We start from the raw sequence: 24,752 nt of genomic DNA, 5'->3' as shown, positions 1-24,752 counted from the left end.
CTGCGGGATGGTGACGGCGATACGGGTATCCGATCGGTCCGCCGTCGCACCGATCGCCCTTAATCTAACGCTTAAAAGAAGGGGTGGTCTACCCCTGATCCAGAATCGGTTCGGCTCTGGCAGTATTCATGCAGGCAGTCGCGTAGGTCGTGGGGATGCCGGAGAGAAGAGACAGTGGTCGGGAAGAGATCGTCGCGCGACATCCGCAGCGAGTCGCGTCTCGACGTCCTGCACGGTCTGCTCTCGGCGGGAACCTCGACGCGTAACGAGCTCGCCCAGACGACGGGGCTGAGCGTCGCCACCGTCGCGACCATCGTTCAGGAGCTCCGCGGCGAGGGCCTGGTGGTGGATGCCGGCAGCTCGGCACTCGGTGCCGGACGACCGACGACGATGCTGCGGGTGAACGGTGACCGCGGCCGCATCCTCGGGATCGACGTCGCCGAGACGTACGTCCGCGCGATCGTGTTCGACGCGAGCCTCGAGGAGATCGGCTCCGTCGAGGTCCCGATGGACGAGTCCCTTCCGTCGGCGAGCAGCGTGACCGAGACCATCGTCCGCGCCGTCGACACGGCTCTCCGCGAGACGGCGATCGACCGCGAGCGTGTCCTCGGCGCCGGCATCGCCCTGCCCGGCCTCATCAGTGCGGAGGAGTCGGCGGACGCCGTCGCTCCCCGCTGGGCCGCGCGGAACGTCGAGGTGCTCCGCCAGCTGCGTGAGCGCATCGGTCTTCCGCTCGTCGTGGAGAACCCGCTGAAAGCCATCGCGACGGCCGAACTCTGGTTCGGGCGGGGCCGTACCGCGGCCTCGATGGTGATCGCCAACCTCGGCACGGGTGTCGGAGCGGGCATCGTGCTCGAGGGGAAGATCCTGCGGGGCGCGACGCATAGCGCAGGGGAGTGGGGTCACGCCGTTCTCGTCCTCGATGGGCGCACCTGCCGTTGCGGTCGCCGGGGATGCGTCGAAGCGTACGTGGGGGCACCCGGCATCCAGGTCACCCTTCGGGAGATCGCTCCCGATCACGAGCTCGCCGTCGTCCCGCAGCGCGAGTTCATCGACGGATTGGCACAGGCGCACCGCCGGGCCGGGGGAGACCCGGTCATCGACGACGTATTGGCGCGCACAGCCCATTACCTCGGGGCGGCGCTCGGCGACCTGGCCTCGATCATCGATCCCGAGGTGATGATGCTGACGGGCTGGACCGCGTGGACGCTCGGCGATGACCTGGTCGAGCCGACGAGGCGCGAGTTGCAGCGCCGGGCACCGATCGGCGCGACCACGCCGCGGGAACTCGGGGTGTCGACGGTGCGGGGGAGTTCGGTCGCCATCGGGATGGCGACGCTGGCGTTCGAGCGTTTCCTCGGCGACGTCGGCCTCTCGACGACGCGTCTTCCGCTCGCCCTGTGAGCGCCGGTCGAACCGGCGTGCGGCCGGCCATACTGAGGACATGGGCTTCTCCCTGAGCTTCTACCCGATCGACGGCGGCGATCTCGGCGACGCCGACCGGGACAGCCTGGCCGCGTTCCTCGATGCACGTGGATTGTCGGTGCACTCCGACGGCAGCGGGCTGTTCTCTGCGGACGGTGCCGCGCTGTCCTTCGACGGGGCCCGGAGCGACCTGGCCCTGGACGTCCTCGACCAGCCTGAGCCGGTCACAGGAACACTCCCGCACGCGACCCTCAGCTCGTCGGAGTGCGCCTTCGTGTTCGACCTGTGCACAGCGGGGAGGTTGATGATCGTCAATCCGCAGGGCGATCCCACCTACCTCGGCATCGCCGGCATCCACGACGGTGATGACTTCCCCGATCCTGACGACGCGGTCGTGGTCGGCAGCGCGGCGGAACTGGCCCTCGCCCTCGAAGGCGGATTCGAGAGGTTCCAGGACTACCTGCAGCGTGTCCTCAACGAGAACCCAGGCTAGATCCTCGGGGCCGTGAACCGGCCGGATCGAAGACGGTGCCCTCAGCGACGCGCTGCGAGAAGTTCCGGAGGGCGTGATCTCGGAGACCCGCAAGCCCGGCGAGATCCGCGGCAGCGGCGACCTGAAGCGGCAGCGAGGCGCGGTGCTGCATGGCCCGGCTGAGCTCCTCATCGGTGCAGATCTGCGCGGCGGCGGCCGCGCCGTGGATCCCGACGAGCGGTGCGATGTCGATGGCGGGATCTCCGATGCACGCGTGATCGAGGTCGACGAGTCCCGAGAGCCGAGGACCGTCCCACAGCATGTTGTGAGGGCCGAAGTCCCCGTGGACGAGCACGAGATCCGTCGGCGCGGAGCCATCCACGAACCCGACGACATCCTGCGCGAACGCTCGCACGGAGGTGGGGAGCCGTGGAACGAGCCGGTCGGCGACGACGCTCGGCCACGCGGGTCCACCGCACCACGCGCGCGGCACGGGGAGCTCGTCCAGCCGGGGGAGCGGCACGTCACGCAGGCTGCGGAGCGCCGCACCGTACGCCGCGAAGCCGTCCGCCGACGAGGCGTCCGCTCGTTCCCCCGGGCGCCCGGAAACCCTGCTCACAAGCGATGCACCCGCAGCGATCGCTGCGGCAGGCGTGTCGAGCGGTTCGGGGAGCGGGACGCTGACGGTCGTCCGCGACAATGCGCTCAGGATGCCGCGTTCGCGAGCCGTACGCGCAGCGGCATCCCGTCCGATCGCGACACGGACGACGAGACCTTCCGGATGGAGCGCGACCTTATGGAACGCACCGTGCGTCACGTGCGCCGCCGTCCAGTCCCACTCCGGCCAGAACCTCGACGCGACCGCGCGAACGTCCGCGCCGCCGTCCGGCACGTCGATCTCGCAATCGTCGCTCCGTTGGTCGGTCACCCGTCCATCCTCTGGCCGGGGAGCACCTGCGTCGTCGCCCGTCGCTGAGTTGACATAATGTACATTATCGGATGACTCATCTGGTTCAGAGGCATCCCGTGGTGATCGTCCCGTGGATCGTTCCGTCGATCGTTGAACGATCGACGATGCGCAGGGTGACCGTCGTGACTGGATCGAAGCGGATGTCCGTCTGGATCGCACGATCGACCTCATACCCGGCGGCATCCCACGTCGCGAGGATCCTCTCCAGCGACGTCGCGTTGTCCTCGGTTGCGAATGCGAACGTCAGCGCCGATTGCGATGCGCCCCGATCGCATGTCGTCCGTGTCGGCGCGGACGACGCCACGGCGCGGCCGTCCGTGCCGACGGCTCCGGGAACAGCAGCAAGCGTGGCTGCGTACATGCGCTCCATTTCCGCCTCGGCGCGTCCCAGACTGACGGGTGTCGGCGCACTCGGCGTCGGCGCCGGACGACCTGCCTGATACGTCGGACGCTTCTTCCCGCACTCCGGCACGTGCCCCGTCAGCTCAGGCACGGTCACCGTCTCGACGACGGAGGCAGCCGACACCCGGAGAGTTCCGTTCTCGTCCGAAACGCCGTATGCGCCCTCATGGAACGGCATCCCGCCATCCGCGTTCCAGATCGACGCCACGCTCGTCGCAACGAGACCGTCCATGCGGTACAGGGAGCTCGAGCTCGACAGCCAGTGGTTCTCCTCGCGGACGAGGTAACCGGTGTCGCATCCATCATCGTCGATGAGCGGCGACACGATGGTGGTCGGGAACGTCGCCAGGAACACACCTGCTCCCGCGACGAGCACCGCTCCGGTTGCCGCGACCCTCGCCACGATCACGGCAACGCGGGCCGCGACCCTCGTCGCTCGCAGACTGAAGACGAGGACGGCGAGGTCGATCATGCCCAGCAGGATGAGCACGGCCACGATTTGCGGCGAATCCAGCGTCCCCACGAGAACCGTCGTGCCCTCGCCTTCCTCGCTCGTCGCGGCGGCGACAGCGATCATCGCGGCGGCGACGAGTACCGCCACCACCGCTGTGAGGACTCGGATGCCGACGGCCACACGCCGTGCGTCAGCCACCCGTATCCTCGGCCGGCTCCCAGCGCAGCAGGTCACCCGGTTGGCAGTCGAGCGCCTCGCAGAGCGCGTCGAGCGTCGTGAACCGGACGGCTTTCGCCCGTCCGTTCTTCAGCACCGCGAGGTTCGCGGGTGTGATGCCGATACGTGCTGCCAGGTCGCCCACGGCCATCTTCCGGCGCGCGAGCATGACGTCGATGTCGACGACGATGGGCATCAGACGACCTCGTCGAGCTCGGAACGCATCTCGATCGCCTTCCGCAGCAGTGACCGCATCACGACGACCACGAGCGCGACTCCCCCGGTCGCCAGCGCAGCGCCGTAGACGATCCCGACCACCCCGGGTGCGGCGGGCCCCGGCGCCATCAGCGTCGCGAGAACGCCGGTGAGGATCGCCGCGACGGCGATCGCACCGATGACGGCGTCGACGAAGCGGAACGCCCCGGCCGAGAACACCGCGTCGGCGGCGGCCATCGACACGAGTCGCCAGATGCATAGTGCGACTACCTGAAGGCATACGAGCCACAGGGCGAGAATCATGATGACGGTCACGCGCAACCCGATCGGAACCGTCGCTAGGTCGCCCCAGAGTGCGGGCAGCACGAGAAGCTGCACCCACAGCGACCCGATCAGTGAAAGGGCGAGAAGGGCCCGCAAGGTCAGAATCGTCGCGCTTCCCATGAATGCCTTTCGATAGCCATCTATCGACAAACGATAGCCACTCCCCCGTCTCCGGGCAACCGCGGCTCCCCGTAGGCTCGAATGATGATCGAGGTGCTGACCGGATTCGCCGTCATCGGCGTCGCGATCATGGTCGGGTGGATCATCGGACGCATCGACCTCCTGGGTCCCACCGGCGGCCAGGTCCTCGGTCGGATCACATTCTTCGTGCTGAGTCCGTTCCTCCTCTTCGTCGTGCTGGCGCGCGCCGACGTCGCGACGCTGTTCTCCGCGCTCCTGCCCGTCTCGGCGCTCGCAGCCGTCTCGGTGTTCGCCATCTTCGCCGCCGTGTCGCGATTGGTCTGGCGACGACCGGCCGGCGAGATCCTCATCGGCCTCCTCTCGGCCGGTCAGGTCAACTCGAACAACATCGGCATCCCGCTGTCGCTTTACGTGCTCGGAAGCGCGGCGTACCCCGCACCGGTGATCCTCTTCCAGCTGCTCGTGCTCACACCCGTCGTGATGGCGATCTTCGAAGCCCTGACGACGGACGGACGACGGCGGCCGTGGCCGATCCTGCGCCGGACGATCACGAACCCCATCGTGGTGGGATCGCTTCTCGGCACGATCGTCTCGGCCACCGGCATCCCGCTTCCGCAGATCGTGATCGCGCCGATGGAGCTGATCGCCGGCGCCGCCGTCCCCGTGCTGCTGATCAGCTACGGCATCTCACTCCACGGCCAGCGGGTCCTGGGCACGCCGGGACGACGCCGCGACATCCTCCTCGCCGCCGGCCTGAAGCTGCTCCTCATGCCCGTCGTGGCGTGGGTCCTCGCACAATTCGTCTTCGGCCTCTCCCCCGCCGAGGTCCTCGTCGTGACCGTGCTCGCCGCGCTCCCGACCGCGCAGAACGTCTTCAACTACGCGCAGCGATACGCGACCGGGCAGACGATCGCCCGGGACACCGTCTTCGTGACGACGATCGGATGCGTCCCCGTACTGTTCGTCGTGGTCCTGCTCCTGCGACCGGGCGGTTGAACCCGCCGGGGCGCCGTCAGACGCCGAACGAGCTCGTGTCGCCGATGAGGCGAGTGTTGTCGGCGGGGATCGGCTCCACCGCGGCGCGGGCGACCTCGGCCGCGAACTCCGACACGTTGTAGAGCTTGCCGGCGCTCTCGCGACGCTCGGCGATCGCACCGGGGTTGGCGCGCTCCAGCAGCGTCGCGGTGATGGTGCCCTCGATCATGTCGCCCGAGACGACGACGAACTCGACGCCCTTCTCGGTGAGAGCCGGGATCCGCTCGCGCAGGGCGTCCTCGCCGGCACGCTTGGAGCGGGCGACGGGCTCGTATTCGGGCATCGTCGGCGTCGTGTGGATGAAGTGGGCCTGGTGGCTCGTGACGAAAACGACGCGGCCACCGGCCGGGATCAGCGGGAGCGCAGCCTTGAGCGCACCCACCTGGGCGTCGCGGTTCAGGGTCAGGGCGTAGTCCTCGGCCATGCCGCCCTCCATGCCGCCGGACGCGTTCAGCACGAGGATGTCGAGCGAGCCGAAACGCTCCTCGATCGCCGAGACCATCTCCGACACGGATGCCGCATCGGTCAGGTCAGCGCCGACGGTGAGCACCTCGACGCCGAGCCCCCGCAGTTCGGTCGCGAGCTTCTCGGCTCGAGGAGCCTTGTTGCGGAAGTTGATGACCACGTTCGCGCCCGCCTGGGCCAGATAGCGCGCCGTGTCGGCGCCGATGCCTCGCGACGACCCGGTCACCAGGGCGGTCTTACCGGTCAGGGATGCGGCGGGGACGGGCTGCGACATGGGGCTCTCCTGCGAGGTGCTCGGCGGGTGCGCGAGGCGGATGGGGCTCGACGAGCCTATCAATCCGGCGCGTCCGACCCGCGCGAGGGAGCCCGTTGGTAGTGTGCGAGGACACGCCCACCGAAGGAGCCGACGATGTTCCCGGACCTCATCCAGTACCTGTGGATCGGTTGGCTGGTGCTCTCGGTCCTCTTCGTCATCATCGAGCTGCTTACCCTCGAATTCACCTTCCTCATGCTCGCTGCCGGCACGCTGGTCGGCGGGCTGGGAGTGAACCTCGTCGGTGGCGTCTGGTGGCTCCAGATCCTCGCGGCCGCGGCCGTCTCGGCGCTGTTGCTGTTCACGATCCGTCCGCTCCTGCTGCGGGCGTTGCACCGCTCGAGTCAGCACATCCCGACCAACGTGGACGCTCTTACCGGGATGTCCGCGCGGGTCGTCTCGGCCTTCGTCGACGGCGACGGCTCGGTCAAGCTCGACAACGGTGAGACCTGGACGGCGCGATTGACGGATGCCGCGGCATCCGTCTCCCCCGGTCAGCGCGTCACCGTCACCGCCGTCCGCGGCGCCACCGTCGTGGTGGCACCCGAAGAAGGGAACCCCGCATGAGAATCCCCCTCACCGTCAACGTCGGTGACTTCGTCGGTCAGATCTTCGTCGTCGTGTTGCTGGTCGTCGTCGCGATCTTCGTCGTCGTCGTCCTCTTCCGCTCGATCCGGATCATCCCGCAGGCCTACGCCGGGGTGGTCGAGCGACTCGGGCGCTACCAGCGCACCCTGTCCCCCGGACTGAACCTCCTCATCCCGTTCATCGACCGCCTCCTGCCGCTGGTCGACATGCGCGAGCAGGTCGTCTCGTTCCCGCCTCAGCCGGTCATCACCGAGGACAACCTCGTGGTCTCCATCGACACGGTCGTCTACTTCCAGGTCACCGACGCGCGGGCAGCGACGTACGAGATCAACAACTACCTCGGCGCCGTCGAGCAACTGACGACGACCACGCTCCGCAACGTCGTCGGTGGTCTCAACCTCGAAGAGGCACTGACCAGCCGGGACAACATCAACACTCAGCTGCGCGTCGTCCTCGACGAGGCGACGGGGAAGTGGGGCATCCGCGTCTCGCGCGTCGAACTGAAGGCGATCGACCCGCCGGTGTCTATTCAGGATTCGATGGAGAAGCAGATGCGCGCAGAGCGCGACCGCCGCGCCGCGATTCTCACCGCGGAAGGTTCCAAGCAGTCGCAGATCCTCGAGGCCGAGGGGCGACGTCAGGCCGAGATCCTGCGCGCCGAGGGCGACAAGCAGGCCGCGGTCCTCCGCGCCGAGGGCGAGGCCGAGGCGATTCAGTTCGTCTTCGAGGCCATCCACAAGGGTGATCCCGACGAGAAGCTCCTCGCCTACCAGTACCTGCAGATGCTGCCGAAGATCAGCGAGAGCTCCTCGAACAAGCTCTGGATCATCCCGAGCGAGTTCACGAACGCCCTCAATTCGTTCAGCACGGCCTTCGGCGGCTCCGACGCGCACGCCTCGAAGCCGAGGCCCGCAGACGGGACGACTCCGACGTCATGACCCACCCGTGGTTCCTCGGTGAGGCGACCCCCCGCATCCTCGCCCACCGCGGTTTCGTGCCGCCCGATTCCGAGAACGTCGCCGAGAACTCCGTCGCCGCCCTCGCGGCGGGCCGGGCGACGGGGACGCTCTATCTCGAGTCGGACTGCCACCTGACCGCGGACGGCGACGTCGTCCTCTTCCACGACGATGACCTTCGCCGCGTCACCGGCGATCCCCGCCGCGTCGCTGACATACGGACCCGAGAGCTCACCGACATCATGTCGACGCGAGGCGGTCTCGCGGTGCTCCCCGACGTCCTTCAGGCGTTCCCCGATGCCCGATTCAACCTCGATGTGAAAGCGGATGCCGCCGCCCACCAGGTCGGCACGCTCGTCGCACGCGAAGCCCACCGCGTCCTCCTCACGAGCTTCTCGGATCGCCGGCGTGAGGTCGCCCTCGCGGCCGCCCGGTCGCAGGGCGGCGAGCCGGCGACCTCGGCGGGCTCACGGACGCTCGCCGGCGTGCTCGCCGCGCTGTCGGCGCGCCTCCCCCGCCTCGCTGCGCGACGACTCGACGGGGTGGACGCCCTGCAGATCCCCGAACGCCACCGCGGCATCCCGATCCTGACGCGCCGGCTGCTCGATCTTGCTCATGCGAGGGGCATCGAAGTCCACGTCTGGACGGTGAACGATCCCGACGCCATGACACGACTGATCGGTGTCGGGGTGGACGGCATCGTCACGGACCGAGCCGATCTCGGCGCGGCCGCACGGGCGAAATCGCTATAACCTCCGGGCCTGGAAGTCGGCTGTGAATACCACATCGATTGAGGTCTTCTCGGATGATCCGCACAGGTGGGTTCGTTATACCTGAGGACGACGAGAGGACCACACAATGGCAGATCGCAGCCTTCGCGGCATGCGTCTCGGCGCTTCGAGCCTACAGAGCGAAGAAGGCGTCGTATTCGTAGAGCGCACCAACCACACCTACGTCTGCACGCAGTGCGAGCGGGAGACCGTTCTCACCTTCGCTGCAGACGCTGAGGTCCCTGAGGCCTGGGAATGCCGGACCTGCGGAGCCGAAGCACTCCGCCGCATCGGCGACACCGTCGCCGTGGTGGACCACTCCGGTGACAAGGCCGCTCGCACGCACTGGGACATGCTCATGGAGCGTCGCACCATCCCCGAGCTCGAAGAGCTGCTCGAGGAGCGACTGGCTCTCCTGCGGTCCCGACGCGGCGAGAACTCCGGCAAACTGAGCGCCTGACCCTCACACTTCAGCGGCGTCGTCCTTCGCGGACGGCGCCGCTTTCGTGCGCCTGCGGACGAGGACGCCGAGCAGCAGCAGCACGGGGAGGGCCGACCAGCCGAGGACCCACTGCACCGCCGGGCCGATGACGACGGCGGGTGTGAGGCCGGTGCGCAGCGGGACGTCCACCAGAAGGGCCCCGGAGGTGTCTGCGGCCAGGCCGTCGATGACGGAGCCGTCCGGACCGATGACCTGACTGGTCCCCACCGTCGAGATGTTGACGACGGCGCGGCCCGTCTCGATCGCCCGCATGCGCGCGAATCCGAGCTGCTGCACGTTCTCGTCGGTCCCGCGGAAATCGGCGTTGTTCGTCTGGAACATGTACACCTCGGCGCCGTCCCGGGCACCCTGCCAGATCACGTCGTCGTAGATGACGTCGAAGCAGATCGCCAAACCGACGCCCACGCCGTTCACATCGAAGAAGGGCGGGTTCGTACCCGGGGTGTACTCGCGAGTGATCAGGCCGACGAGATCAGGCGCCAAGGCTTCGAAGAACCAGCGATCGGGCACGTACTCCCCCATCGGCACGGGATGGGTCTTGTCGTGGATCGCCAGCGGGTTCTTCCGGCCTGCCTGCCACAGCATCGAGGTGTTGTAGACGAGCGAGTCGCGCTCGGTGGCGGCATTCACGAGTAGGGGCGCCTCCACCTCCCGGGACAGGTCGTCCAACGCTCCTGCGATGGAGCTGTTGTTCAGCGGGTCGGCGTCGACACCGCCCTCGGGCCACAGCAGGACGTCGAGCTTCTTCCCGATGAGGGGCTGTGTCGCGGCGAGCTGGGCCCGGAACACGTCGTAGGGCTCACGCCTGTCGAAGAAGCCCGAGGGTCCGTTGCCCTGCACCGCGCCGACGCGCATGGTTCCGGCATCCGTCGTCGGGAACTGCGGGATGAGGACCAGGACGGCGGCAGCGACGGCGGCGGGTGCGAGCAGGCGTACGCGACGCCACACGCGCAGGCGTACGGCTTCGATGGCAGCGGCGACGACGAACACCATCACGAAGGTGAGACCACTCACACCGAGCCACGACGCGAGCTCCGCGAGCGGACTGTCGGCCTGGCTCATTCCGAGTCGTGCCCAGGGGAAGCCGGTGTAGGGCCACGAGCCCATGAACTGCTCGCGCGCCGTCCACGCTGCGGCGACGAGCGCCGGAAGGAGGGTCACGCGTGCCCAGGACCCGGGGAGCAGACGCGGTAGCCATCGGTAGGACAGCGTGATGACGATCGCTCCGACCGCGCTGAGGATCGTCTCCACCCCCGCGAGAGCGAACCACGGGACAGCGCCGAGGTAGCGGGTGATCCACGCGATGTGGAGCAGGTAGAAGGATGCCGCGAACACGGCGCCCACGGCGACGGAACCCCACGCGGAGCGGCCGATCAGGGTCACGAGCGTGAGCGCGGCGCCGACGAACGCGAGCGGCCAGATGCCGATGTCGGGGAAGGCGAGGTCCAGCACCGCTCCCCCGGCGATCGCGACGGGCAACGCGAGCCACAGGGGCAGCAGGGGGCGTTCGGGCACGGACGGAAGCCTAGATGAGTCGGGCTATGGCGAGGCTGGAGACGGTCCCGGTCGCCAGACGGTCCCGGTCACGAGACAGCACCGTGCCGCTCGGCGTGACCGAGGTAGATCTCCGCGTTGCGGAGGATCCCGGAGCGCTCCTCGTCGGTCAGCTCACGTCGAACGCGCGCGGGCACACCCGCCACGAGCGACCCGCTCGGGATGACCGTCCCCTCGAGGACCACGGCGCCGGCGGCGATGAGGCATCCGGGTCCGATGTCGGCACCGGACAGGACGACCGCCCCCAAGCCGACGAGCGTTCCGTCGCCGATGCGGCAGCCGTGGACGACGGCGTTGTGGCCGATCGAGACGTCCTCTCCGACGTCCACCCCGTGCGCGGCATCGACGTGGATCGCGACGCCGTCCTGCACATTGCTCCGCGCCCCGATCGCGATCGGCGCGCTGTCGCCCCGGAGGACGGCGTTGCACCAGATGCTCGCGCGCTCTCCGAGGGAGACGGCGCCGACGAGGCGGGCGCCCGCGGCGACGAAGGCCGAGTCGGGGACGGACGGGACGCCGCCCGCCACGGAGATCACAGTGGCGTCAGGTGACACGGTCATGGTTCTGCTCCTCAGCCGTCGATGTGGGTGAGGCGGCCGGCGAGGATCGTCGCTGCCGCGCGCGTCGTCCGCAGCTCGGGGTCCGTCGCGGTCAGCGGGTCTCTGTCGACGACGACGAGGTCGGCGGTGCCCCCGGGCTCGAGGGCGCTCCCCGTCAGCGAACCTCCGGCGGTGGATGCCGCGAGCGCGATCGCTGCAGACAGTCCCTGATCCGGTCGCCACGGCTCACGTCCCCCGCGCGTGCGGTGGACCGCCGCAGCCATCGCGGCCCAGGGGTCGAGCGGCGAGACCGGGGCATCCGAACCGAACAGGAGGTTGGCACCGGAGTCGGCGAGCGAGCGGAGCGGGTAGGGCAGGGCGGTCTGCGCGGACCAGACGGAATCGGTCAGGTCGCGGTCGTCGATCGCGTGCTCCGGCTGCACGCTCGCTCCCACCCCCAGCCGGGCGAACCGGGGGATGTCGGCATGGGCGACGAGCTGCGCGTGCTCGATCGTGCCCGTCGCGCCCGTGGCTGCGAACGCGTCGAGCGCGTGGGAGTTGGCGACGTCGCCGATCGCGTGGATCGCGCAGGACAGCCCCGCACCGGTCGCCCGCACCATCAGGGCACGGAGATCGTCCGGTGCCACCGTCATGACGCCCGTGTTGTGCGGATCGTCGGGGTAGGGATGCGAGCACGCCGCAGTGCGGGTCCCCAGTGATCCGTCGGTGATCACCTTCAGCGATCCCACCCGGATGAGGCCGCGGGGATCGAGCGCATCGCCGGTCGCGAGTCCCTCGGCGACGGCCCGTTCGAGGAACTCCGGGTACACGCCGAAGGCGACGCGCACGGCATCGAAGCCGGCCGCGACTCGGCGAGCCCAGGCATCCGCGTTCCACGCCATGTCGAGGTCGACGATGCCGGTGACACCGCGGGATGCCGCGCGGTCGAGCGCCGCGACCACGTACCGATCCACCACTGCCGGCTCGAGGTCGTTGAGGCGCCGGGAGATCTCGAACGCGGGTTTCTCGCGCAGGATCCCGTCGGCGGTGGGAGCGATCGATTCCCGGCGGAACGCGGCGCTGTTCAGCCACACACTGTGGACGTCGGCGTTGATGAGGTAGGTCGGAACCTCCCCCGTCGCCGCGTCGAGCAGATCGAGCGTGGGGGCGTCCGCCCAGAACGCGTCGCGGAAGCCGGTGCCGATACGACGCCCGTCGTCGAGGACGGGGGCGCGTCCAATGACGGATGCCGCCTCCACAGCACTCGCGACGTCGCCGAGCGGCGTCCGCTGTGCGGTGAGGGCCCATTGGACCGTGTGCACATGGTGATCCCAGAGGCCCGGCAGGAGCCACCCACCGGCGCCGTCGACGACGGTCCCGCGGGCGGGCAAGGCACCCGCGGGTGCGATGTCGGCGATCACGCCGCCTCGCACGTGAACGTCGACGGGGTCGTCACCGAACGGGTCGACGCGGTCGGCCCCCGTCAGACGGACCCCTGCGATGACGCCGACCTCATCGCCCCGTTCGGCACTCATCCTTGCCCCTCACGCGCCCGGCGCATGGCGTCGCGCGAACGGCGCATCTCGTCGGCGAGGCGGGGATCCGCGTAGGGGCTCGCCCCGGCATCCAGTCGATCGATGATCGTGTCGACCACCTCGTCCGGCCGGTTCTGGCTGAGCTTGCGCTTCGCCGTGACGTGAGTGGGCGTGAGCCGGAAGCCGACGGTGCCCTTCTCGAGCCGACGGACGAACTCCTCGTCGTTGGGCGCCTGCCACATCGGTCGCGGTTCGGGCAGCCCCGATTCGAAGCGGTCGACCAGGCGCTCGAGCACCTCGAGGTTCTCCTCCGAAGTCAGGATCTCGGGAACGCCGCGGAGGTGGACCGAGACGAAGTTCCACGTCGGCACCGCCGGGCCGTCGCCGTACCAGCCGGGCGAGATGTACCCGTGCGGGCCTTGGACGATCACGAGGAGCTCGGACTGCCCCAGTCCGTGGATGAGGTCGTCGGGCCGCCCGACATGGCCGACGATCGTCAGATCGTCCCGCGTCGGGTCGAGGAGGACGGCGTAGTGCGAGGCGACGAGGCCCGCCTCGGTGTCGCTGACGATCGTGACCCACGGATGAGCGTCGATGAGGCGGCGCATCTCGGTCACGTCGGTCATGGCGAAGCTCGGATTCTGCCTCATCGCCGCTGCCCCTCCCCCGCCGTCACGCCTGGCACCGCGGGCACCAGTACAGCTTGCGGGCCGCCATCTCCTCGAGGACGATCTCCGTCCCGCACACCCGGCACGGCAGACCGGCCCGGTGGTAGACCCAGTGGCGGTCGTCGCGATGCGCCATGGCGCGTCGGTACGCCTCGGGGTCGAGGTCGTCCATCGTCATCATCTGACCGGTCTCGACACCGATGGCCAGGAGGCGCACCCAGTCCTGCCAGAGCAGTCGGAGGGTCTCCTCCGGGACGTCGCGGCCGGGGGTGTGGGGGTTCAGGTTCGCGCGGAAGAGCATCTCGGCGCGGTAGACGTTGCCGATCCCGCTGACGACCTTCTGGTCCATCAGCAGCTGCCCGATGGGGGTGGGCTTGCGGCGCGCGGCGGCGACGAAACGCTCCTCGCCCTCGGCGACGTCGTCGACGAGCGGGTCGGGCCCGAGAGCTGCGACGGTGGCGAGCATCTCGTCGACCGTCTGCACCTGACAGGCGGTGGGGCCGCGCAGGTCCGCGCACGTCGAGTCGGTCAGCAGGCGCAGACGCACCTGGCCGACGACGGGCGGCGGCCACTCGGCATCCGTCTGGCCGTCGAGACCTCGGGTCTGCTCGCTCATACGGACGGCGCCGCGGGCCCGCCGCGGCGCGCCGATGGACGCGAGCGAGTTCTCGCCGGCGGCGTCGTAAACGGGGTCGACGCCGCGCTGGTTCGTCTGCCCCATGCGTCCGTTCGCCGAGGCGATCGTCGGATCGAGCAGGATCTCGCCGGCGAAATCCCACGCGCCGTAGATGCCCAGGTGCACGCGCAGCCACACGTCCTCGTCGAAGGCCAGGAACATCTGCTTGCCGACCGCGCGCGCCTCGGTCGGTGTGCGTCCATCGAGGACGGCAGCCCCTTCGGAGAAACGCCCCTGAGGGCTCGAGGCGGACACGGGCCGCCCCACGAAGTTGCGGTCGAACTGGCGGGCGATGCGGTGGACGGAATGCCCCTCGGGCATCAGCCGGCTTCCGGGTCGAACGTCTCCGAGGCGTCGAGCACGTCGGGCGTCACGGCGCGAGGGTCGGCCTCGAGCGTGCCGTCGGTCTCGTACGCGGCGAGCTGGGCGATGCGCCTCGCGTGGCGCTCCTCGCCCGAGAACGGTGTGGCGATGAATCGATCGATGAACCCGACGGCCTCATCGAACGTGTGCTGGCGGGCGCCGATCGCGATGACGTTCGCGTCGTTGTGCTCGCGGGCCAGCTCGGCCGTCGCGATGCTCCAGACGAGGGCCGCACGGATGCCGCGCACCTTGTTCGCCGCGATCTGCTCGCCGTTGCCGGAGCCGCCGAAGACGACGCCGAGCGTCTCGACGCCGCGCGCCTGATCCTCGGCCACGGCCTGTGCCGCGCGGATGCAGAAAGAGGGGTAGTCGTCGAGGGGGTCGTACTCGATCGGCCCGTGGTCGACGACGTCGTGACCGCCCTCGGCCAGGTGGTGCTGCAGGCGGGTCGAGAACTCCATGCCCGCGTGATCGGTCGCGATGTGGATGCGCATGTGACGATTCTAGGGACGCCGGTACCACGTTCCGGCGAGACGGCGGCGTAGGCTGTGACGGTTGCCGTCGGCGCCAGCAGCGCCCGTCCGCGGCACCCCACCCTCACCCCTGGGAGACACGAACGTGCCTGGAGAGAACCTCACCCGCATCGAAGCGCAGGAGCGCCGCGCGACCGTCGAGACGCATTCGTACGACGTCACGCTCGATCTGACCACCGGTGACGAGGTCTTCGAGTCTCGGAGCGTCATCCGCTTCGCCGCGACCGCCGGCGCCTCGACCTTCGTCGATCTGATCGCCCGCGGCATCCGCGAGATCACCCTCAACGGCCGGATGCTCGACCCCTCCGCCGTCTACGCGGACTCCCGCATCGCCCTCGAAGGCCTCACCGACGAGAACGAGCTCGTCGTCGTCGCCGACTGCGAGTACACCAACACGGGCGAGGGCCTCCACCGCTTCGTCGACCCCGTCGACGGCGAGGTCTACCTCTATTCGCAGTTCGAGGTGCCGGATTCCCGGCGCGTCTTCGCCGTCTTCGAGCAGCCCGACCTGAAGGCGACGTTCCGCTTCACCGTCACCGCTCCGGACGCGTGGAAGGTCGTCTCTAACTCCCCGACCCCCGAGCCGCAGCCCGCCGGCGACGGCGTCGCGACCTGGTCGTTCGACCCGACCCCGCGCATCTCCTCCTACATCACGGCGCTCGTCGCCGGTCCTTACGAGCAGGTGTTCTCCGAGCTCACGAGTTCGGATGGTCGCACTATCCCGCTCGGCGTTTACGCGCGCAAGAGCCTGTGGCAGTACCTCGACGCCGACTACGTTTTCGAGAAGACGCGGCAGGGCTTCGCCTACTTCGAGGACAAGTTCGGCGTCCCCTACCCGTTCGCGAAGTACGACCAGCTGTTCGTTCCCGAGTTCAACGCAGGTGCGATGGAGAACGCCGGCGCGGTGACCTTCACCGAGACCTATGTCTTCCGCTCCAAGGTGACGGATGCCGTCAAGGAACGTCGCGTCGTCACGATCCTCCACGAGCTCGCCCACATGTGGTTCGGCGACCTCGTCACCATGAAGTGGTGGAACGACCTCTGGCTGAACGAGTCGTTCGCCGAGTGGGCCTCCACGATCGCGACCGCCGAGGCGACCGAATGGACCGAGGCGTGGACGACGTTCAACGCCATGGAGAAGACCTGGGCGTACCGCCAGGACCAGCTCCCCTCGACCCACCCGGTCTTCGCCGAGATCAACGACCTCGAGGACGTGCAGGTCAACTTCGACGGCATCACCTATGCCAAGGGCGGCTCCGTCCTCAAGCAGCTCGCCGCATGGGTCGGCATCGAGGCGTTCTTCGCCGGGGTGTCGGCCTACTTCCAGAAGAACGCCTGGGGCAACACGGAGCTCAGCGACCTGCTCGTCGAGCTCGAGGCCACCAGCGGCCGCGAGCTGACGACCTGGTCGAAGAAGTGGCTCGAGACCGCGGGCGTGAACACGCTCGCCCCCGAGATCCGCGTCGACGGCGACGGCACCATCACGCGTTTCGCCATCGTGCAGACGGCGCCCGCCGACTACCCGACGATCCGCCCGCACCGCCTCGGGGTCGGCTTCTACTCGCTCCAGGCAGACGCGCTCGTCCGGACCCACCACGTCGAACTCGACGTCGATGGCGACCTCACCGAGGCGCCCGAGCTCGTCGGCCTCACCCAGCCCGACCTCGTTCTCCTCAACGATGACGACCTGGCGTACGCGAAGATCCGGCTCGACGAGCGGTCGCTCAAGACGGCGACGGCCCACCTGAGCAAGATCAGCGACCCGCTCGCCCGTTCGCTCGTCTGGGGTGCCGCGTGGGATCAGACGCGCGACGCGGAAGCCTCGGCATCCGAGTACATCGATCTCGTGCTCCAGAACATCGGGACCGAGACGGAGTCCACGACCGTCCGCACGACGCTCGGGCAGCTCCAGTTGGCCGCGAACTCGTACGTGTCGCCGGAGAAGCGGGATGCCGCGCGCCGGCGTGTCGCCGACGGCCTGTGGGATCTCGCCCGCGATGCCGAGGCGGGAAGCGACAGCCAGCTGCAGTTCGTGACGGCCTACGCCTCGGCGGCCGCGACCGCCGCGGACTGGGAGCGAGTCGGACAGCTGCGCTCGGGTGAACTCACCCTCCCCGGACTCGACATCGATGCGGACCTCTCGTGGGCCCTCCTCGTGTCGCTCGCCGCCGGTGGCGTCGTCTCGGCTGCCGACATCGACGACGCGCTGGCGTCCGACAACACCGCCAAGGGCGGCGAGTTCGCCGCACAGGCGCGCGCCGCGCTGCCCACGGTCGACGCGAAGCGTGCCGCGTGGGCGTCGCTCATCGACAACGCCGATCTTCCGAACACGGTCGTCCGTTCGGCGGCGGCCGGCTTCGTCCACCCCGCCGGGATCGAGGCTCTCGGCGACTTCGTCGGCGCGTACTTCGACATGCTGCTGCCCGTCTGGGAGTCGCGCACGTACCAGATCGCGCAGTACCTCATCGTGGGCCTGTTCCCGGCGCCGCTGGCGAACACCGCGCTGCGCGACGCGACGCGTGGATGGCTCGCAGACCACCGCGACGCACCCGCGGCCCTGCGTCGTCTCGTGAACGAGAACCTCGCGGGCGTCGAGCGCGCCCTCTCGGTGCAGGAGCGCGACGCGCAGGACTGAGCACGGCCGCGGCGGGGCATGTCGTACCACAGGGGGACATGCCCCGCCGCGATCTCCCGCTCACGGGGGACGCGGGGTGGGCCAGCCGCTCCGTAGCGTGGGCTGCATGATCGTTGCAGAAGGCCTCACGAAGAGGTACGGAGACAAGACAGCCGTCGATGGCGTGAACTTCACGGTCCAATCCGGCAAGGTGACGGGGTTCCTGGGGCCGAACGGCGCCGGCAAGTCCACCACCATGCGGATGATCGTGGGACTCGACAAGCCGACCGCCGGACGCGTCACGCTGGACGGACGCGACTACCGATCGCTGCGTTCGCCTCTAACCGAGGTGGGGATCCTCCTCGACGCGAAGGCGGTGCACACCGGTCGGAGCGCGCGCAACCACCTGCTGGCCATGGCGGCGACCCACGGCATCCCGCGTTCACGCGTGGACGCGGTGATCGAGATCACCGGCCTGCAGAGCGTCGCGAAGCGCCGCGCCGGCAAGTTCTCGCTCGGCATGGGACAGCGGCTCGGAATCGCGGCGGCTCTCCTCGGCGACCCGCAGACGCTCATCCTCGACGAGCCCGTGAACGGCCTCGACCCCGAGGGCGTGCGCTGGGTGCGCCAGTTTGTGCGCGCACAGGCGGCATCCGGCCGCACCGTGCTGCTGTCGAGTCACCTCATGAGCGAGATGTCCCTCACGGCGGACCACGTCATCGTCCTCGGCCGCGGTCGAGTGCTGGCCGACGCCAGCATCTCGGATCTCGTCGCGGCATGGACACGGAGCGCCGTCAGCGTCCGTTCCCCGCGCGCCGCCGAACTCGCGCAGCTTGTCGCGGGAACCGGGATCACCGTCACGTCGTCGGAACCCGGCCTCCTCGACATCGCCGGCACCACGGCTGCCGCCGTCGGCGAGATCGCGGCGCAGCACGGCATCGCCCTCCACGAGTTGACCCCGCGCAGCGGATCGCTCGAGGACGCCTATCTCGCCCTCACCGAGGGATCCGTCGAATACCGCACGCAGGGGGCCGCATCATGACCATCACGACCGAGTCCCGCGCCGCGGCTCGGCCCACGGCACCATCGTCCTACCGTCTGGGCTTCTTCCGCCTGGTGCAGAGCGAACTGCTCAAGCTGTTCACCCTGCGTTCCACGTGGTGGTCGCTGATCGTCACGGTCGTCCTGGCGGTCGGCATCTCGCTGCTGATCGCGCTGGTCATGAACAGCCTTGGCGACTCCGCCGGTCAGATGTCGTTGAATCCGACGACCGCCGTCGTGTCGCCGCTGCAGTTCACGATGCTCGTGGCGGGCATCCTCGGGGCGATGGCGATCACGGGCGAATACTCCACCGGGATGATCCGGTCGAGCCTGACGGCTGAGCCGCGACGAGGTGCGGTGCTGCTCGCCAAGGCGCTGGTCGTGACCGTCACCCTGGTGGCCACCACCGTCGTGACCTCGCTCATCTCCGTGCTCGTCGTCACACCGATCTACGGTGAGAACGGTTTCGAATGGGGCGACGCGGAACGGACCTGGATCCCCCTCGGCTGGGCGGTCATCTCGATGGCGACGTTCGCCCTGCTGGGCCTGGGGTGGGGATTTCTCATCCGGAACGGCGCCGGGGCGATCGCGGCGACCGTCGGCATCCTCTTCGTGCTGCCGATCGTCGTGAGCCTGTTCTCGTTCGGCGGTGAGTCGTGGCAATGGCTCATCGACCTCTACAACTACCTGCCGTCGTCCGCCGCGGCGGCCCTGACGACGAACCCCGCGAACGAGACCGTGCGGAACGTCATCGTGCTGCTCGCCTGGCCTGCGGCAGCTCTCGTCGGGGGCTGGGCAGTCCTGCGGACGCGGGACGCGTAGGGTCTTGGCGTGACGAATCGAAGCCGCAGCTCCTCCTCCAGCGAGGGGGAGCTGCGGCTTCCGCGTCCGCCGGGGCTCCTCCGGCGGTACTGGGCACGGCATCCGCTGTTCGCAGACATCCTCGTCGTGGTCGTGTGCCTCCTCGTGTCAACGATTCCGGTGATCGCTACGCCGATCCTGCCCGAGGGCATCGGTACCAACTCGCGGGAGTGGCAGAGCGTGCTGCCCGCGCTGAGCGTCGTCGTCGTCCTGGGGTGCCTGGCTCTCCTCATCCGGCGACGGCATCCCCTCATCGTCCTCGCCGCCTCGTGCGTCGTGTCTCTCGCGTACATGTTCGCGCCGGCGCCGATCAACGGTCCGCTCCTGCTCGTCGCCACCTACACGGTCGCCGTCCACGTCGGTTCTCGCGCGGCTCTCATCGGAGCCGGGACCGTCATGACCGTCCTCACAGGTGCCGGTCTCGTCCTGATCGCGACCGATCTCAGCTCGACGACCGTCGTCTGGGGCTCGCTCGTCAACGAGGGCCTCAACGCGGTGATCGGCGGGCTGATCGGAGCCAACGTCGGTTCCCGCGCCAGGTACGTGAAGGCGCTGATCGACCATTCGCAACGCCTCGTCGTCGAGCGCGACCAGCAGGCTCAGCTCGCCGCTTCGACCGAACGCGAGCGCATCGCGCGGGAGCTCCACGACATCGTCGCCCACTCGCTCACCGTCATGGTCGCCCTGGCCGAAGGCGTGGCAGCCTCGAACGATGCCGAGCGCACGCGCCCCGGCGTCGAGGCCATCGCGGCGACGGGCAGAGAGGCGCTGAAAGACATGCGGGCGACCCTCGGCATCCTGCGCGACGCGGATGCGGCTCCGCTCGCGCCGCTCGCCCGGGACACCACGACGGAGACCGTCGCGTCCGCGCGTGCGGCCGGGTTCGACACCCGATTGGTCGTCTCGGGTGATCCGGCAGATCTCGACTCCCGCACTCAGCTCGCCGTCTCGCGGATCGTGCAGGAGAGCGTGACGAACGTCCTCCGCCATGCGTCGGCGGCCACTCGCATCGACGTGGCGATCCAGCACGATCCGGACGGCGTGTCCGTCACCGTCACGGACGACGGCCTTCCGACGTCCGCCTCGGAGCACACCGCCGGCTTCGGCCTGCGCGGTCTGCGAGAGCGCGTCGGGCTCGCGGGAGGCAGCATCACGGCAGGTCCGCGCCGTCCGCACGGCTGGTCGGTCGCCGCCCGCATTCCCCGACAGGAGTCCACCTCATGAGTACGTCCCCCTCCGCCGCGGTGCGGGTGCTGATCGTCGACGACCAATCGCTCATCCGCCTCGGGTTCCGCATGGTACTCGAAGCCGCCGACGGGATCGAGGTGGTCGGCGAGGCCGGGGACGGTGCGGAGGCCATCGAGGCGACGGCACGCCTGCGTCCCGATGTGGTCCTGATGGACGTCCGGATGCCGGGGGTCGACGGGATCGAGGCCACGGCGACGATCGCTCGGGACCACCCCGGCGTCCGCGTGCTCGTGCTCACCACGTTCGATCTGGACGAGTACGCGTTCGGCGCCCTCCGCGCCGGAGCGGGCGGCTTCCTCCTGAAGGATGCTGGGAGGGATGAGCTCGTCGCCGCTGTCCGCGCCGTCGCCGCGGGGGAAGCCACTCTCGCCCCTCGCATCGTCCGGCGGATGATCGAACTCGTGACCGCAGGACAGGGAGCGGATGCCGCTCCCCCGGCGGCGACGGGGTCGGCCGGGCTCGACCTCCTCACGTCGCGCGAGCAGGACGTGCTGCAGGCGATGGCGCGGGGCCTCACGAACACCGAGATCGCCGAGGAACTGTTCCTCGGCGAGTCGACGGTCAAGACGCACGTCGGCCGGATCCTCGCGAAGCTCCCGGCCCGCGACCGCGTCCACGCCGTCCTCATCGCCCACGGGCTGGCGAGTCCGTGGGAGCACGCCGCCGAGGGCGTTCAGGTGGACGGCGGGACCCGTCGTTAGGATCGAGACGATGACCACGATCGTTGACGCCGCATCCGCTTCGACCCCTCCCGAAGGGTGGGAGGCCATCCGCGACGGATTCTTCGCCTTCCTCGTCTCGGCCGGCTGGAGCTTCCTGTGGGTCGTCGTCACCGTCGTGCTCGCGCTGCTCCTCTCGTGGATCATGCGCCGGCTGATCGGCCGGGTCGTCGATCGCATCGTCACCGGCGCCAAGTCGCGCGCCGCGGCGGAGGACACGCGCGCGATCGACATGTCGCCGCTCGCACAGGTCCGCGTCGTGCAGCGCACCCGCACCCTGGGGTCGATCCTCACCAACATCGTCAACGTCGCGATCGTCATCATCGCCGCGCTGACGATCGTCTACATCCTGAACCCGGGTGTCCTCGCATCGTTCACGCTGCTGTCGGCGGCGATCGGCGCCGGCCTCGGTTTCGGTGCGCAGAACATCGTCAAGGACGTCCTCAACGGCATCTTCATCGTCGCGGAGGACCAGATCGGCATCGGCGACGTCGTCGATGTGGGGCTGGCGACCGGCGTCGTCGAATACGTGAGCGTGCGCGTGACGCACGTGCGCGACGTCAACGGCACCCTGTGGTTCGTCCGAAACGGCGAGATCACCCGCATCGGCAACATGTCGCAGGGCTGGGCGCGCGTCGTCATCGACGTGGGTGTGCCCACCGATGCCGACCTGGATGCCGTCGAGGACGCGATGCTGTCGGCCGCGAAGGACCTCGTCCGCGAACCGAAGTGGCGCACGCGCATCATCGACAAGCCCGAGGTCTGGGGTCTCGAGTCCATCGGCGGCGAGACCATCGTCACGCGCCTCGTGGTGAGGACCCGCCCGAACGCGAAGGACGACGTGTCCCGTGCGCTGCGCACGCGATTGAAGAAGGCACTCGACGAGCTGGGCGTCCCCCTCCCCCAGCTCGATTCCGTTTTCCTCACCGGCGCGGACGCGGCACAGAGCGTGCGGGGCGCGAACCCGCCAAAGACGAAGCCTCAGCAGATCACGCCGCCGGCGACGCCGCCGCGTCTCGCATGGCGGCCGAAGAAGCGGGGACGGACCGACGGGGACGCCCCCGAGGGGAGCGCGGCGCCGTGAGCGAGCAGACGAGCTTCTATGACGAGGTCGGCGGACACGACGTGTTCCGTCGCATCGTCGACGCGTTCTACCGCGAAGTGGCCGCCGACGACATCCTGCGGCCGATGTACCCCGAGGAGGACCTCGGACCCGCCGCCGAGCGGCTGCTGCTTTTCCTCGAGCAGTACTGGGGCGGACCGACGACGTATGGCGAGACGCGGGGTCATCCGCGCCTGCGCATGCGTCACATGCCTTTCCACGTCAACCCCGAGGCGCGCGACCGCTGGCTGCGCGCGATGCGGATCGCGGTCGACGAAGCACAGCTGTCGCCGCTGCACGAAGCGACCCTCTGGGACTATCTCCAGCGCGCCGCCCACGCGATGGTGAACACATTCGAACCGACCGGCGCCGGCCCGACAACCGAACCACGCGGCGGCACGAACCTGCCGTTGCACCCCGGGGCGTGAGTCCCCACGCGGTCAGCGACCGCCGGTCGAGCGGACCATGGTCAGTCCGGTCGGGTTGCCGGCCCGGACCAGCACGTGTCCGCGGGACAGGCTGACACGGGTCCACGTCCCGGTCCGTCGGACGGATGCTTCCTCGTTCCCGTCCGCGCCGAGGAACCCGAGGGCATCCGCCGCGAACGCCACTCCCGCGACGAGACCGTCCAGCTCCGCGTCGGGTGCGCCCCACACGACGGCTCGGACCGTCCGGACGAGGTCCTCGCCGGGTGCCGCCGGCAGCGCCGACGCCACGGCATCCACTCCGCGACGGACCGACCGTGCGAGCGCATCGACCGCGATCGGCGAGCCGGGAACCCAGCCCGAGCGGGGCGGCGAGATGCCCGCCCACGCGGCGGAGACGCCGCTGTCGGGAAGTCCCACACGCGTTGGGTCCTCGCCGGCGCGGAGGGCACCGGCATCCACGACGAGGTCGCACTCCAGTTCGGGGTCGATGGAGAGGAAGCGCATCCCGAGGACCGTCGGGGTGTCGTCGCCGAAGCCGCGCGGTGACAGCGGGGCCGCGGAGACGGCCAGGGTCCCGCCGGCGGCCCGCAGCCGCACCGCCGGGTCGCCCAGCCGGGCGGCCCGCCCGGCGAACGTGAGGAGGTCGGCCGCCGAGCGCGGGTCGGGGAAAACGAGCTGCGGGGACATCCGACCTAAACTACCAACCGGGCGCCCACGGGATGACATCGGGCTCCCCGGAAAGGAACGCCGTGAGCGAATCGGGCCACGTCGACGGGCTGCTGGCCGTCCTGGATCTGTCCTCGAGCGACGCCCGCACCACGGAGGACATCTTCACCGGGGTGTCGCAGGCGATGCCGTTGGGTCGGGTGTTCGGCGGTCAGGTCCTCGCGCAGGCGGTCATCGCGGCGGAACGGACGGTCGACGACGGCCGCGCCGCCCACTCGATGCACGGGTACTTCCTCCGCCCGGGTGACTCGACGCGCGGCATGACCTTCTCGGTTGATCGCATCCACGACGGGCGGTCATTCTCCACGCGGCGCACCCAGGCCTTCCAGGAGGGCGTGCCGATCTTCTCCATGATCGCGTCCTTCGAGATCGACGCGACGGGACTCGAGCACCAGGACGAGATGCCGAGCGGCATCCCCGGACCGGATGACCTGTCCGATGACTCCGTCCTGGCGGGGCTGCACCCGATGAGCAAGCGCCACTTCGATCAGAGCCCCGTCGAGGTGCGCCACGTCGAAGATCCCGTCTATGCGAGCGTCGGCAGCGACCGCGTCGCGCACCAGTCGGTGTGGGTGCGCACGCGCGGCGAGGTTCCCGACGATCCGCGCGTGCACCGGGCCGCGCTCGCGTACATGAGCGATCTGACGATCCAGGAATCGGTCCTCCGTGCCCACGGAGCCTCGTGGGCCACGCCCGGACTGAAGGTCGCGAGTCTCGACCACGCCATGTGGTGGCACCGTCCCGCCCGCGTCGACGAGTGGCTGCTGTACGTCCAGCAGTCGCCGAGCGCGCAGGGCGGCCGAGGGCTCGCGACGGGGCGGATCTTCTCTCGCGAGGGAGAACTGGTCGCCTCCGTCGCTCAGGAGATCATGGTCCGCATCCCGGACGCGGACTGA

27 protein-coding genes are annotated in these 24,752 nt (G+C 69.4%); 15 read left to right on the top strand and 12 right to left on the bottom strand.

Going from position 1 to position 24,752, the window contains the following annotated elements:
• Positions 1–174 precede the first annotated feature (174 nt).
• Both Q9S78_RS11245 and Q9S78_RS11240 read left to right on the top strand, forming a co-directional pair.
• Positions 175–1,404 carry an ROK family protein gene (locus Q9S78_RS11245; RefSeq protein ID WP_020097263.1) on the top strand — a complete coding sequence of 410 codons (1,230 nt, stop codon included), beginning with the start codon at positions 175–177 and terminating at the stop codon, positions 1,402–1,404.
• Between the two features lie 40 nt (positions 1,405–1,444).
• Positions 1,445–1,918: a hypothetical protein gene (locus Q9S78_RS11240; RefSeq protein WP_311870246.1), complete on the top strand. Its 474-nt coding sequence runs from the start codon at positions 1,445–1,447 to the stop codon at positions 1,916–1,918.
• Here Q9S78_RS11240 and Q9S78_RS11235 read toward each other — a convergent pair.
• The 4 genes from Q9S78_RS11235 to Q9S78_RS11220 form a co-directional block, all read right to left on the bottom strand.
• Positions 1,899–2,825 carry an aminoglycoside phosphotransferase family protein gene (locus tag Q9S78_RS11235; RefSeq protein WP_311870245.1) on the bottom strand — a complete coding sequence of 309 codons (927 nt, stop codon included), beginning with the start codon at positions 2,823–2,825 and terminating at the stop codon, positions 1,899–1,901. The two genes, Q9S78_RS11240 and Q9S78_RS11235, sit on opposite strands and share 20 nt — an antisense overlap.
• Before the next feature lie 85 nt (positions 2,826–2,910).
• Positions 2,911–3,921, bottom strand: a complete 1,011-nt coding sequence (locus Q9S78_RS11230) for a hypothetical protein (RefSeq protein ID WP_311870243.1) — start codon at positions 3,919–3,921, stop codon at positions 2,911–2,913.
• Positions 3,914–4,135: a helix-turn-helix domain-containing protein gene (locus Q9S78_RS11225; RefSeq protein ID WP_020097260.1), complete on the bottom strand. Its 222-nt coding sequence runs from the start codon at positions 4,133–4,135 to the stop codon at positions 3,914–3,916. The genes Q9S78_RS11230 and Q9S78_RS11225 overlap by 8 nt, the downstream gene beginning before the upstream one ends.
• Positions 4,135–4,599, bottom strand: a complete 465-nt coding sequence (locus Q9S78_RS11220) for a DUF2975 domain-containing protein (protein ID WP_116229080.1) — start codon at positions 4,597–4,599, stop codon at positions 4,135–4,137. Before Q9S78_RS11220 ends, Q9S78_RS11225 begins: the two co-directional genes overlap by 1 nt.
• Positions 4,600–4,683: 84 nt before the next feature.
• On the opposite strand from Q9S78_RS11220, the gene Q9S78_RS11215 reads away from it, so the two are divergent.
• On the top strand, positions 4,684–5,616 hold the full coding sequence (locus Q9S78_RS11215; protein ID WP_311870241.1) for an AEC family transporter: 933 nt from the start codon (positions 4,684–4,686) through the stop codon (positions 5,614–5,616).
• Positions 5,617–5,632: 16 nt separating this feature from the next.
• On the opposite strand, the gene Q9S78_RS11210 is transcribed toward Q9S78_RS11215, so the two are convergent.
• Positions 5,633–6,394 (bottom strand): SDR family oxidoreductase, encoded by a 762-nt coding sequence (locus tag Q9S78_RS11210; RefSeq protein ID WP_311856770.1) that lies wholly within the window; start codon positions 6,392–6,394, stop codon positions 5,633–5,635.
• 135 nt (positions 6,395–6,529) lie between these two features.
• On the opposite strand from Q9S78_RS11210, the gene Q9S78_RS11205 reads away from it, so the two are divergent.
• The 4 genes from Q9S78_RS11205 to Q9S78_RS11190 all read left to right on the top strand — a co-directional run bounded on the left by Q9S78_RS11205 (position 6,530) and on the right by Q9S78_RS11190 (position 9,207).
• On the top strand, positions 6,530–7,000 hold the full coding sequence (locus Q9S78_RS11205) for an NfeD family protein (RefSeq protein WP_311856771.1): 471 nt from the start codon (positions 6,530–6,532) through the stop codon (positions 6,998–7,000).
• On the top strand, positions 6,997–7,959 hold the full coding sequence (locus tag Q9S78_RS11200; protein WP_311870239.1) for an SPFH domain-containing protein: 963 nt from the start codon (positions 6,997–6,999) through the stop codon (positions 7,957–7,959). Before Q9S78_RS11205 ends, Q9S78_RS11200 begins: the two co-directional genes overlap by 4 nt.
• Complete coding sequence (locus Q9S78_RS11195) at positions 7,956–8,729, top strand: glycerophosphodiester phosphodiesterase family protein (RefSeq protein WP_311870238.1); 774 nt, start codon at positions 7,956–7,958, stop codon at positions 8,727–8,729. Before Q9S78_RS11200 ends, Q9S78_RS11195 begins: the two co-directional genes overlap by 4 nt.
• Positions 8,730–8,835: 106 nt before the next feature.
• Positions 8,836–9,207 carry an RNA polymerase-binding protein RbpA gene (locus Q9S78_RS11190; protein ID WP_018187978.1) on the top strand — a complete coding sequence of 124 codons (372 nt, stop codon included), beginning with the start codon at positions 8,836–8,838 and terminating at the stop codon, positions 9,205–9,207.
• A 3-nt stretch (positions 9,208–9,210) separates the two neighbouring features.
• Here the strand turns inward: Q9S78_RS11190 and lnt are convergent, their stop codons facing one another.
• The 6 genes from lnt to Q9S78_RS11160 form a co-directional block, all read right to left on the bottom strand.
• A complete protein-coding gene (gene lnt, locus Q9S78_RS11185; protein ID WP_311870236.1) occupies positions 9,211–10,764 on the bottom strand; it encodes an apolipoprotein N-acyltransferase in 1,554 nt (517 codons plus the stop codon).
• 68 nt (positions 10,765–10,832) lie between these two features.
• On the bottom strand, positions 10,833–11,363 hold the full coding sequence (locus tag Q9S78_RS11180) for a gamma carbonic anhydrase family protein (protein WP_311870234.1): 531 nt from the start codon (positions 11,361–11,363) through the stop codon (positions 10,833–10,835).
• Between the two features lie 11 nt (positions 11,364–11,374).
• Positions 11,375–12,877: an amidohydrolase gene (locus Q9S78_RS11175; RefSeq protein WP_311870233.1), complete on the bottom strand. Its 1,503-nt coding sequence runs from the start codon at positions 12,875–12,877 to the stop codon at positions 11,375–11,377.
• Positions 12,874–13,527, bottom strand: coding sequence for an FMN-binding negative transcriptional regulator (locus Q9S78_RS11170; protein ID WP_311870231.1), 654 nt, complete (start codon positions 13,525–13,527; stop codon positions 12,874–12,876). Before Q9S78_RS11170 ends, Q9S78_RS11175 begins: the two co-directional genes overlap by 4 nt.
• Before the next feature lie 22 nt (positions 13,528–13,549).
• Positions 13,550–14,542 carry an Fpg/Nei family DNA glycosylase gene (locus tag Q9S78_RS11165; protein WP_020097250.1) on the bottom strand — a complete coding sequence of 331 codons (993 nt, stop codon included), beginning with the start codon at positions 14,540–14,542 and terminating at the stop codon, positions 13,550–13,552.
• A complete protein-coding gene (locus Q9S78_RS11160) occupies positions 14,542–15,078 on the bottom strand; it encodes a ribose-5-phosphate isomerase (protein WP_020097249.1) in 537 nt (178 codons plus the stop codon). The genes Q9S78_RS11165 and Q9S78_RS11160 overlap by 1 nt, the downstream gene beginning before the upstream one ends.
• Before the next feature lie 124 nt (positions 15,079–15,202).
• On the opposite strand from Q9S78_RS11160, the gene pepN reads away from it, so the two are divergent.
• The 7 genes from pepN (at position 15,203) to Q9S78_RS11125 (ending at position 23,130) form a co-directional block, all read left to right on the top strand.
• Positions 15,203–17,752, top strand: a complete 2,550-nt coding sequence (gene pepN, locus Q9S78_RS11155; RefSeq protein ID WP_311870229.1) for an aminopeptidase N — start codon at positions 15,203–15,205, stop codon at positions 17,750–17,752.
• 106 nt (positions 17,753–17,858) lie between these two features.
• Complete coding sequence (locus tag Q9S78_RS11150; protein ID WP_311856781.1) at positions 17,859–18,773, top strand: ABC transporter ATP-binding protein; 915 nt, start codon at positions 17,859–17,861, stop codon at positions 18,771–18,773.
• Positions 18,770–19,594, top strand: coding sequence for an ABC transporter permease (locus tag Q9S78_RS11145; protein ID WP_311870228.1), 825 nt, complete (start codon positions 18,770–18,772; stop codon positions 19,592–19,594). Before Q9S78_RS11150 ends, Q9S78_RS11145 begins: the two co-directional genes overlap by 4 nt.
• 9 nt (positions 19,595–19,603) lie before the next feature.
• Positions 19,604–20,857 carry a sensor histidine kinase gene (locus Q9S78_RS11140; RefSeq protein WP_311870227.1) on the top strand — a complete coding sequence of 418 codons (1,254 nt, stop codon included), beginning with the start codon at positions 19,604–19,606 and terminating at the stop codon, positions 20,855–20,857.
• Positions 20,854–21,582: a response regulator transcription factor gene (locus Q9S78_RS11135; protein ID WP_181900459.1), complete on the top strand. Its 729-nt coding sequence runs from the start codon at positions 20,854–20,856 to the stop codon at positions 21,580–21,582. Before Q9S78_RS11140 ends, Q9S78_RS11135 begins: the two co-directional genes overlap by 4 nt.
• A 10-nt stretch (positions 21,583–21,592) precedes the next feature.
• Entirely contained in the window at positions 21,593–22,684 is a 1,092-nt protein-coding gene (locus tag Q9S78_RS11130) for a mechanosensitive ion channel family protein (protein ID WP_116229067.1), read from the top strand.
• On the top strand, positions 22,681–23,130 hold the full coding sequence (locus tag Q9S78_RS11125; RefSeq protein ID WP_311856787.1) for a globin: 450 nt from the start codon (positions 22,681–22,683) through the stop codon (positions 23,128–23,130). The genes Q9S78_RS11130 and Q9S78_RS11125 overlap by 4 nt, the downstream gene beginning before the upstream one ends.
• Before the next feature lie 12 nt (positions 23,131–23,142).
• Here Q9S78_RS11125 and Q9S78_RS11120 read toward each other — a convergent pair whose 3' ends face one another.
• On the bottom strand, positions 23,143–23,817 hold the full coding sequence (locus Q9S78_RS11120) for a DUF8185 domain-containing protein (protein ID WP_116229065.1): 675 nt from the start codon (positions 23,815–23,817) through the stop codon (positions 23,143–23,145).
• 62 nt (positions 23,818–23,879) lie between these two features.
• On the opposite strand from Q9S78_RS11120, the gene Q9S78_RS11115 reads away from it, so the two are divergent.
• Positions 23,880–24,752 carry an acyl-CoA thioesterase gene (locus Q9S78_RS11115; RefSeq protein WP_311870226.1) on the top strand — a complete coding sequence of 291 codons (873 nt, stop codon included), beginning with the start codon at positions 23,880–23,882 and terminating at the stop codon, positions 24,750–24,752.

Origin of the sequence: Microbacterium aquilitoris (assembly GCF_031932285.1) — a bacterium.
Lineage (GTDB): Bacteria > Actinomycetota > Actinomycetes > Actinomycetales > Microbacteriaceae > Microbacterium > Microbacterium aquilitoris.
The sequence above is the reverse complement of the archived record's forward strand: the minus strand, read 5'-3'. Positions and strand labels throughout refer to the sequence as shown.

Excerpts from the sequence above, each read along its gene's own strand:
- Q9S78_RS11240 (WP_311870246.1), top strand. The coding sequence starts at position 1,445 with ATGGGCTTCTCCCTGAGCTTCTACCCGATCGACGGCGGCGATCTCGGC.
- Q9S78_RS11225 (WP_020097260.1), bottom strand. The coding sequence starts at position 4,135 with ATGCCCATCGTCGTCGACATCGACGTCATGCTCGCGCGCCGGAAGATG.
- Q9S78_RS11220 (WP_116229080.1), bottom strand. The coding sequence starts at position 4,599 with ATGGGAAGCGCGACGATTCTGACCTTGCGGGCCCTTCTCGCCCTTTCA.
- Q9S78_RS11215 (WP_311870241.1), top strand. The coding sequence starts at position 4,684 with ATGATCGAGGTGCTGACCGGATTCGCCGTCATCGGCGTCGCGATCATG.
- Q9S78_RS11210 (WP_311856770.1), bottom strand. The coding sequence starts at position 6,394 with ATGTCGCAGCCCGTCCCCGCCGCATCCCTGACCGGTAAGACCGCCCTG.
- Q9S78_RS11205 (WP_311856771.1), top strand. The coding sequence starts at position 6,530 with ATGTTCCCGGACCTCATCCAGTACCTGTGGATCGGTTGGCTGGTGCTC.
- Q9S78_RS11200 (WP_311870239.1), top strand. The coding sequence starts at position 6,997 with ATGAGAATCCCCCTCACCGTCAACGTCGGTGACTTCGTCGGTCAGATC.
- Q9S78_RS11195 (WP_311870238.1), top strand. The coding sequence starts at position 7,956 with ATGACCCACCCGTGGTTCCTCGGTGAGGCGACCCCCCGCATCCTCGCC.
- Q9S78_RS11190 (WP_018187978.1), top strand. The coding sequence starts at position 8,836 with ATGGCAGATCGCAGCCTTCGCGGCATGCGTCTCGGCGCTTCGAGCCTA.
- Q9S78_RS11180 (WP_311870234.1), bottom strand. The coding sequence starts at position 11,363 with ATGACCGTGTCACCTGACGCCACTGTGATCTCCGTGGCGGGCGGCGTC.
- Q9S78_RS11175 (WP_311870233.1), bottom strand. The coding sequence starts at position 12,877 with ATGAGTGCCGAACGGGGCGATGAGGTCGGCGTCATCGCAGGGGTCCGT.
- Q9S78_RS11170 (WP_311870231.1), bottom strand. The coding sequence starts at position 13,527 with ATGAGGCAGAATCCGAGCTTCGCCATGACCGACGTGACCGAGATGCGC.
- Q9S78_RS11165 (WP_020097250.1), bottom strand. The coding sequence starts at position 14,542 with ATGCCCGAGGGGCATTCCGTCCACCGCATCGCCCGCCAGTTCGACCGC.
- Q9S78_RS11160 (WP_020097249.1), bottom strand. The coding sequence starts at position 15,078 with ATGCGCATCCACATCGCGACCGATCACGCGGGCATGGAGTTCTCGACC.
- Q9S78_RS11150 (WP_311856781.1), top strand. The coding sequence starts at position 17,859 with ATGATCGTTGCAGAAGGCCTCACGAAGAGGTACGGAGACAAGACAGCC.
- Q9S78_RS11145 (WP_311870228.1), top strand. The coding sequence starts at position 18,770 with ATGACCATCACGACCGAGTCCCGCGCCGCGGCTCGGCCCACGGCACCA.
- Q9S78_RS11135 (WP_181900459.1), top strand. The coding sequence starts at position 20,854 with ATGAGTACGTCCCCCTCCGCCGCGGTGCGGGTGCTGATCGTCGACGAC.
- Q9S78_RS11130 (WP_116229067.1), top strand. The coding sequence starts at position 21,593 with ATGACCACGATCGTTGACGCCGCATCCGCTTCGACCCCTCCCGAAGGG.
- Q9S78_RS11120 (WP_116229065.1), bottom strand. The coding sequence starts at position 23,817 with ATGTCCCCGCAGCTCGTTTTCCCCGACCCGCGCTCGGCGGCCGACCTC.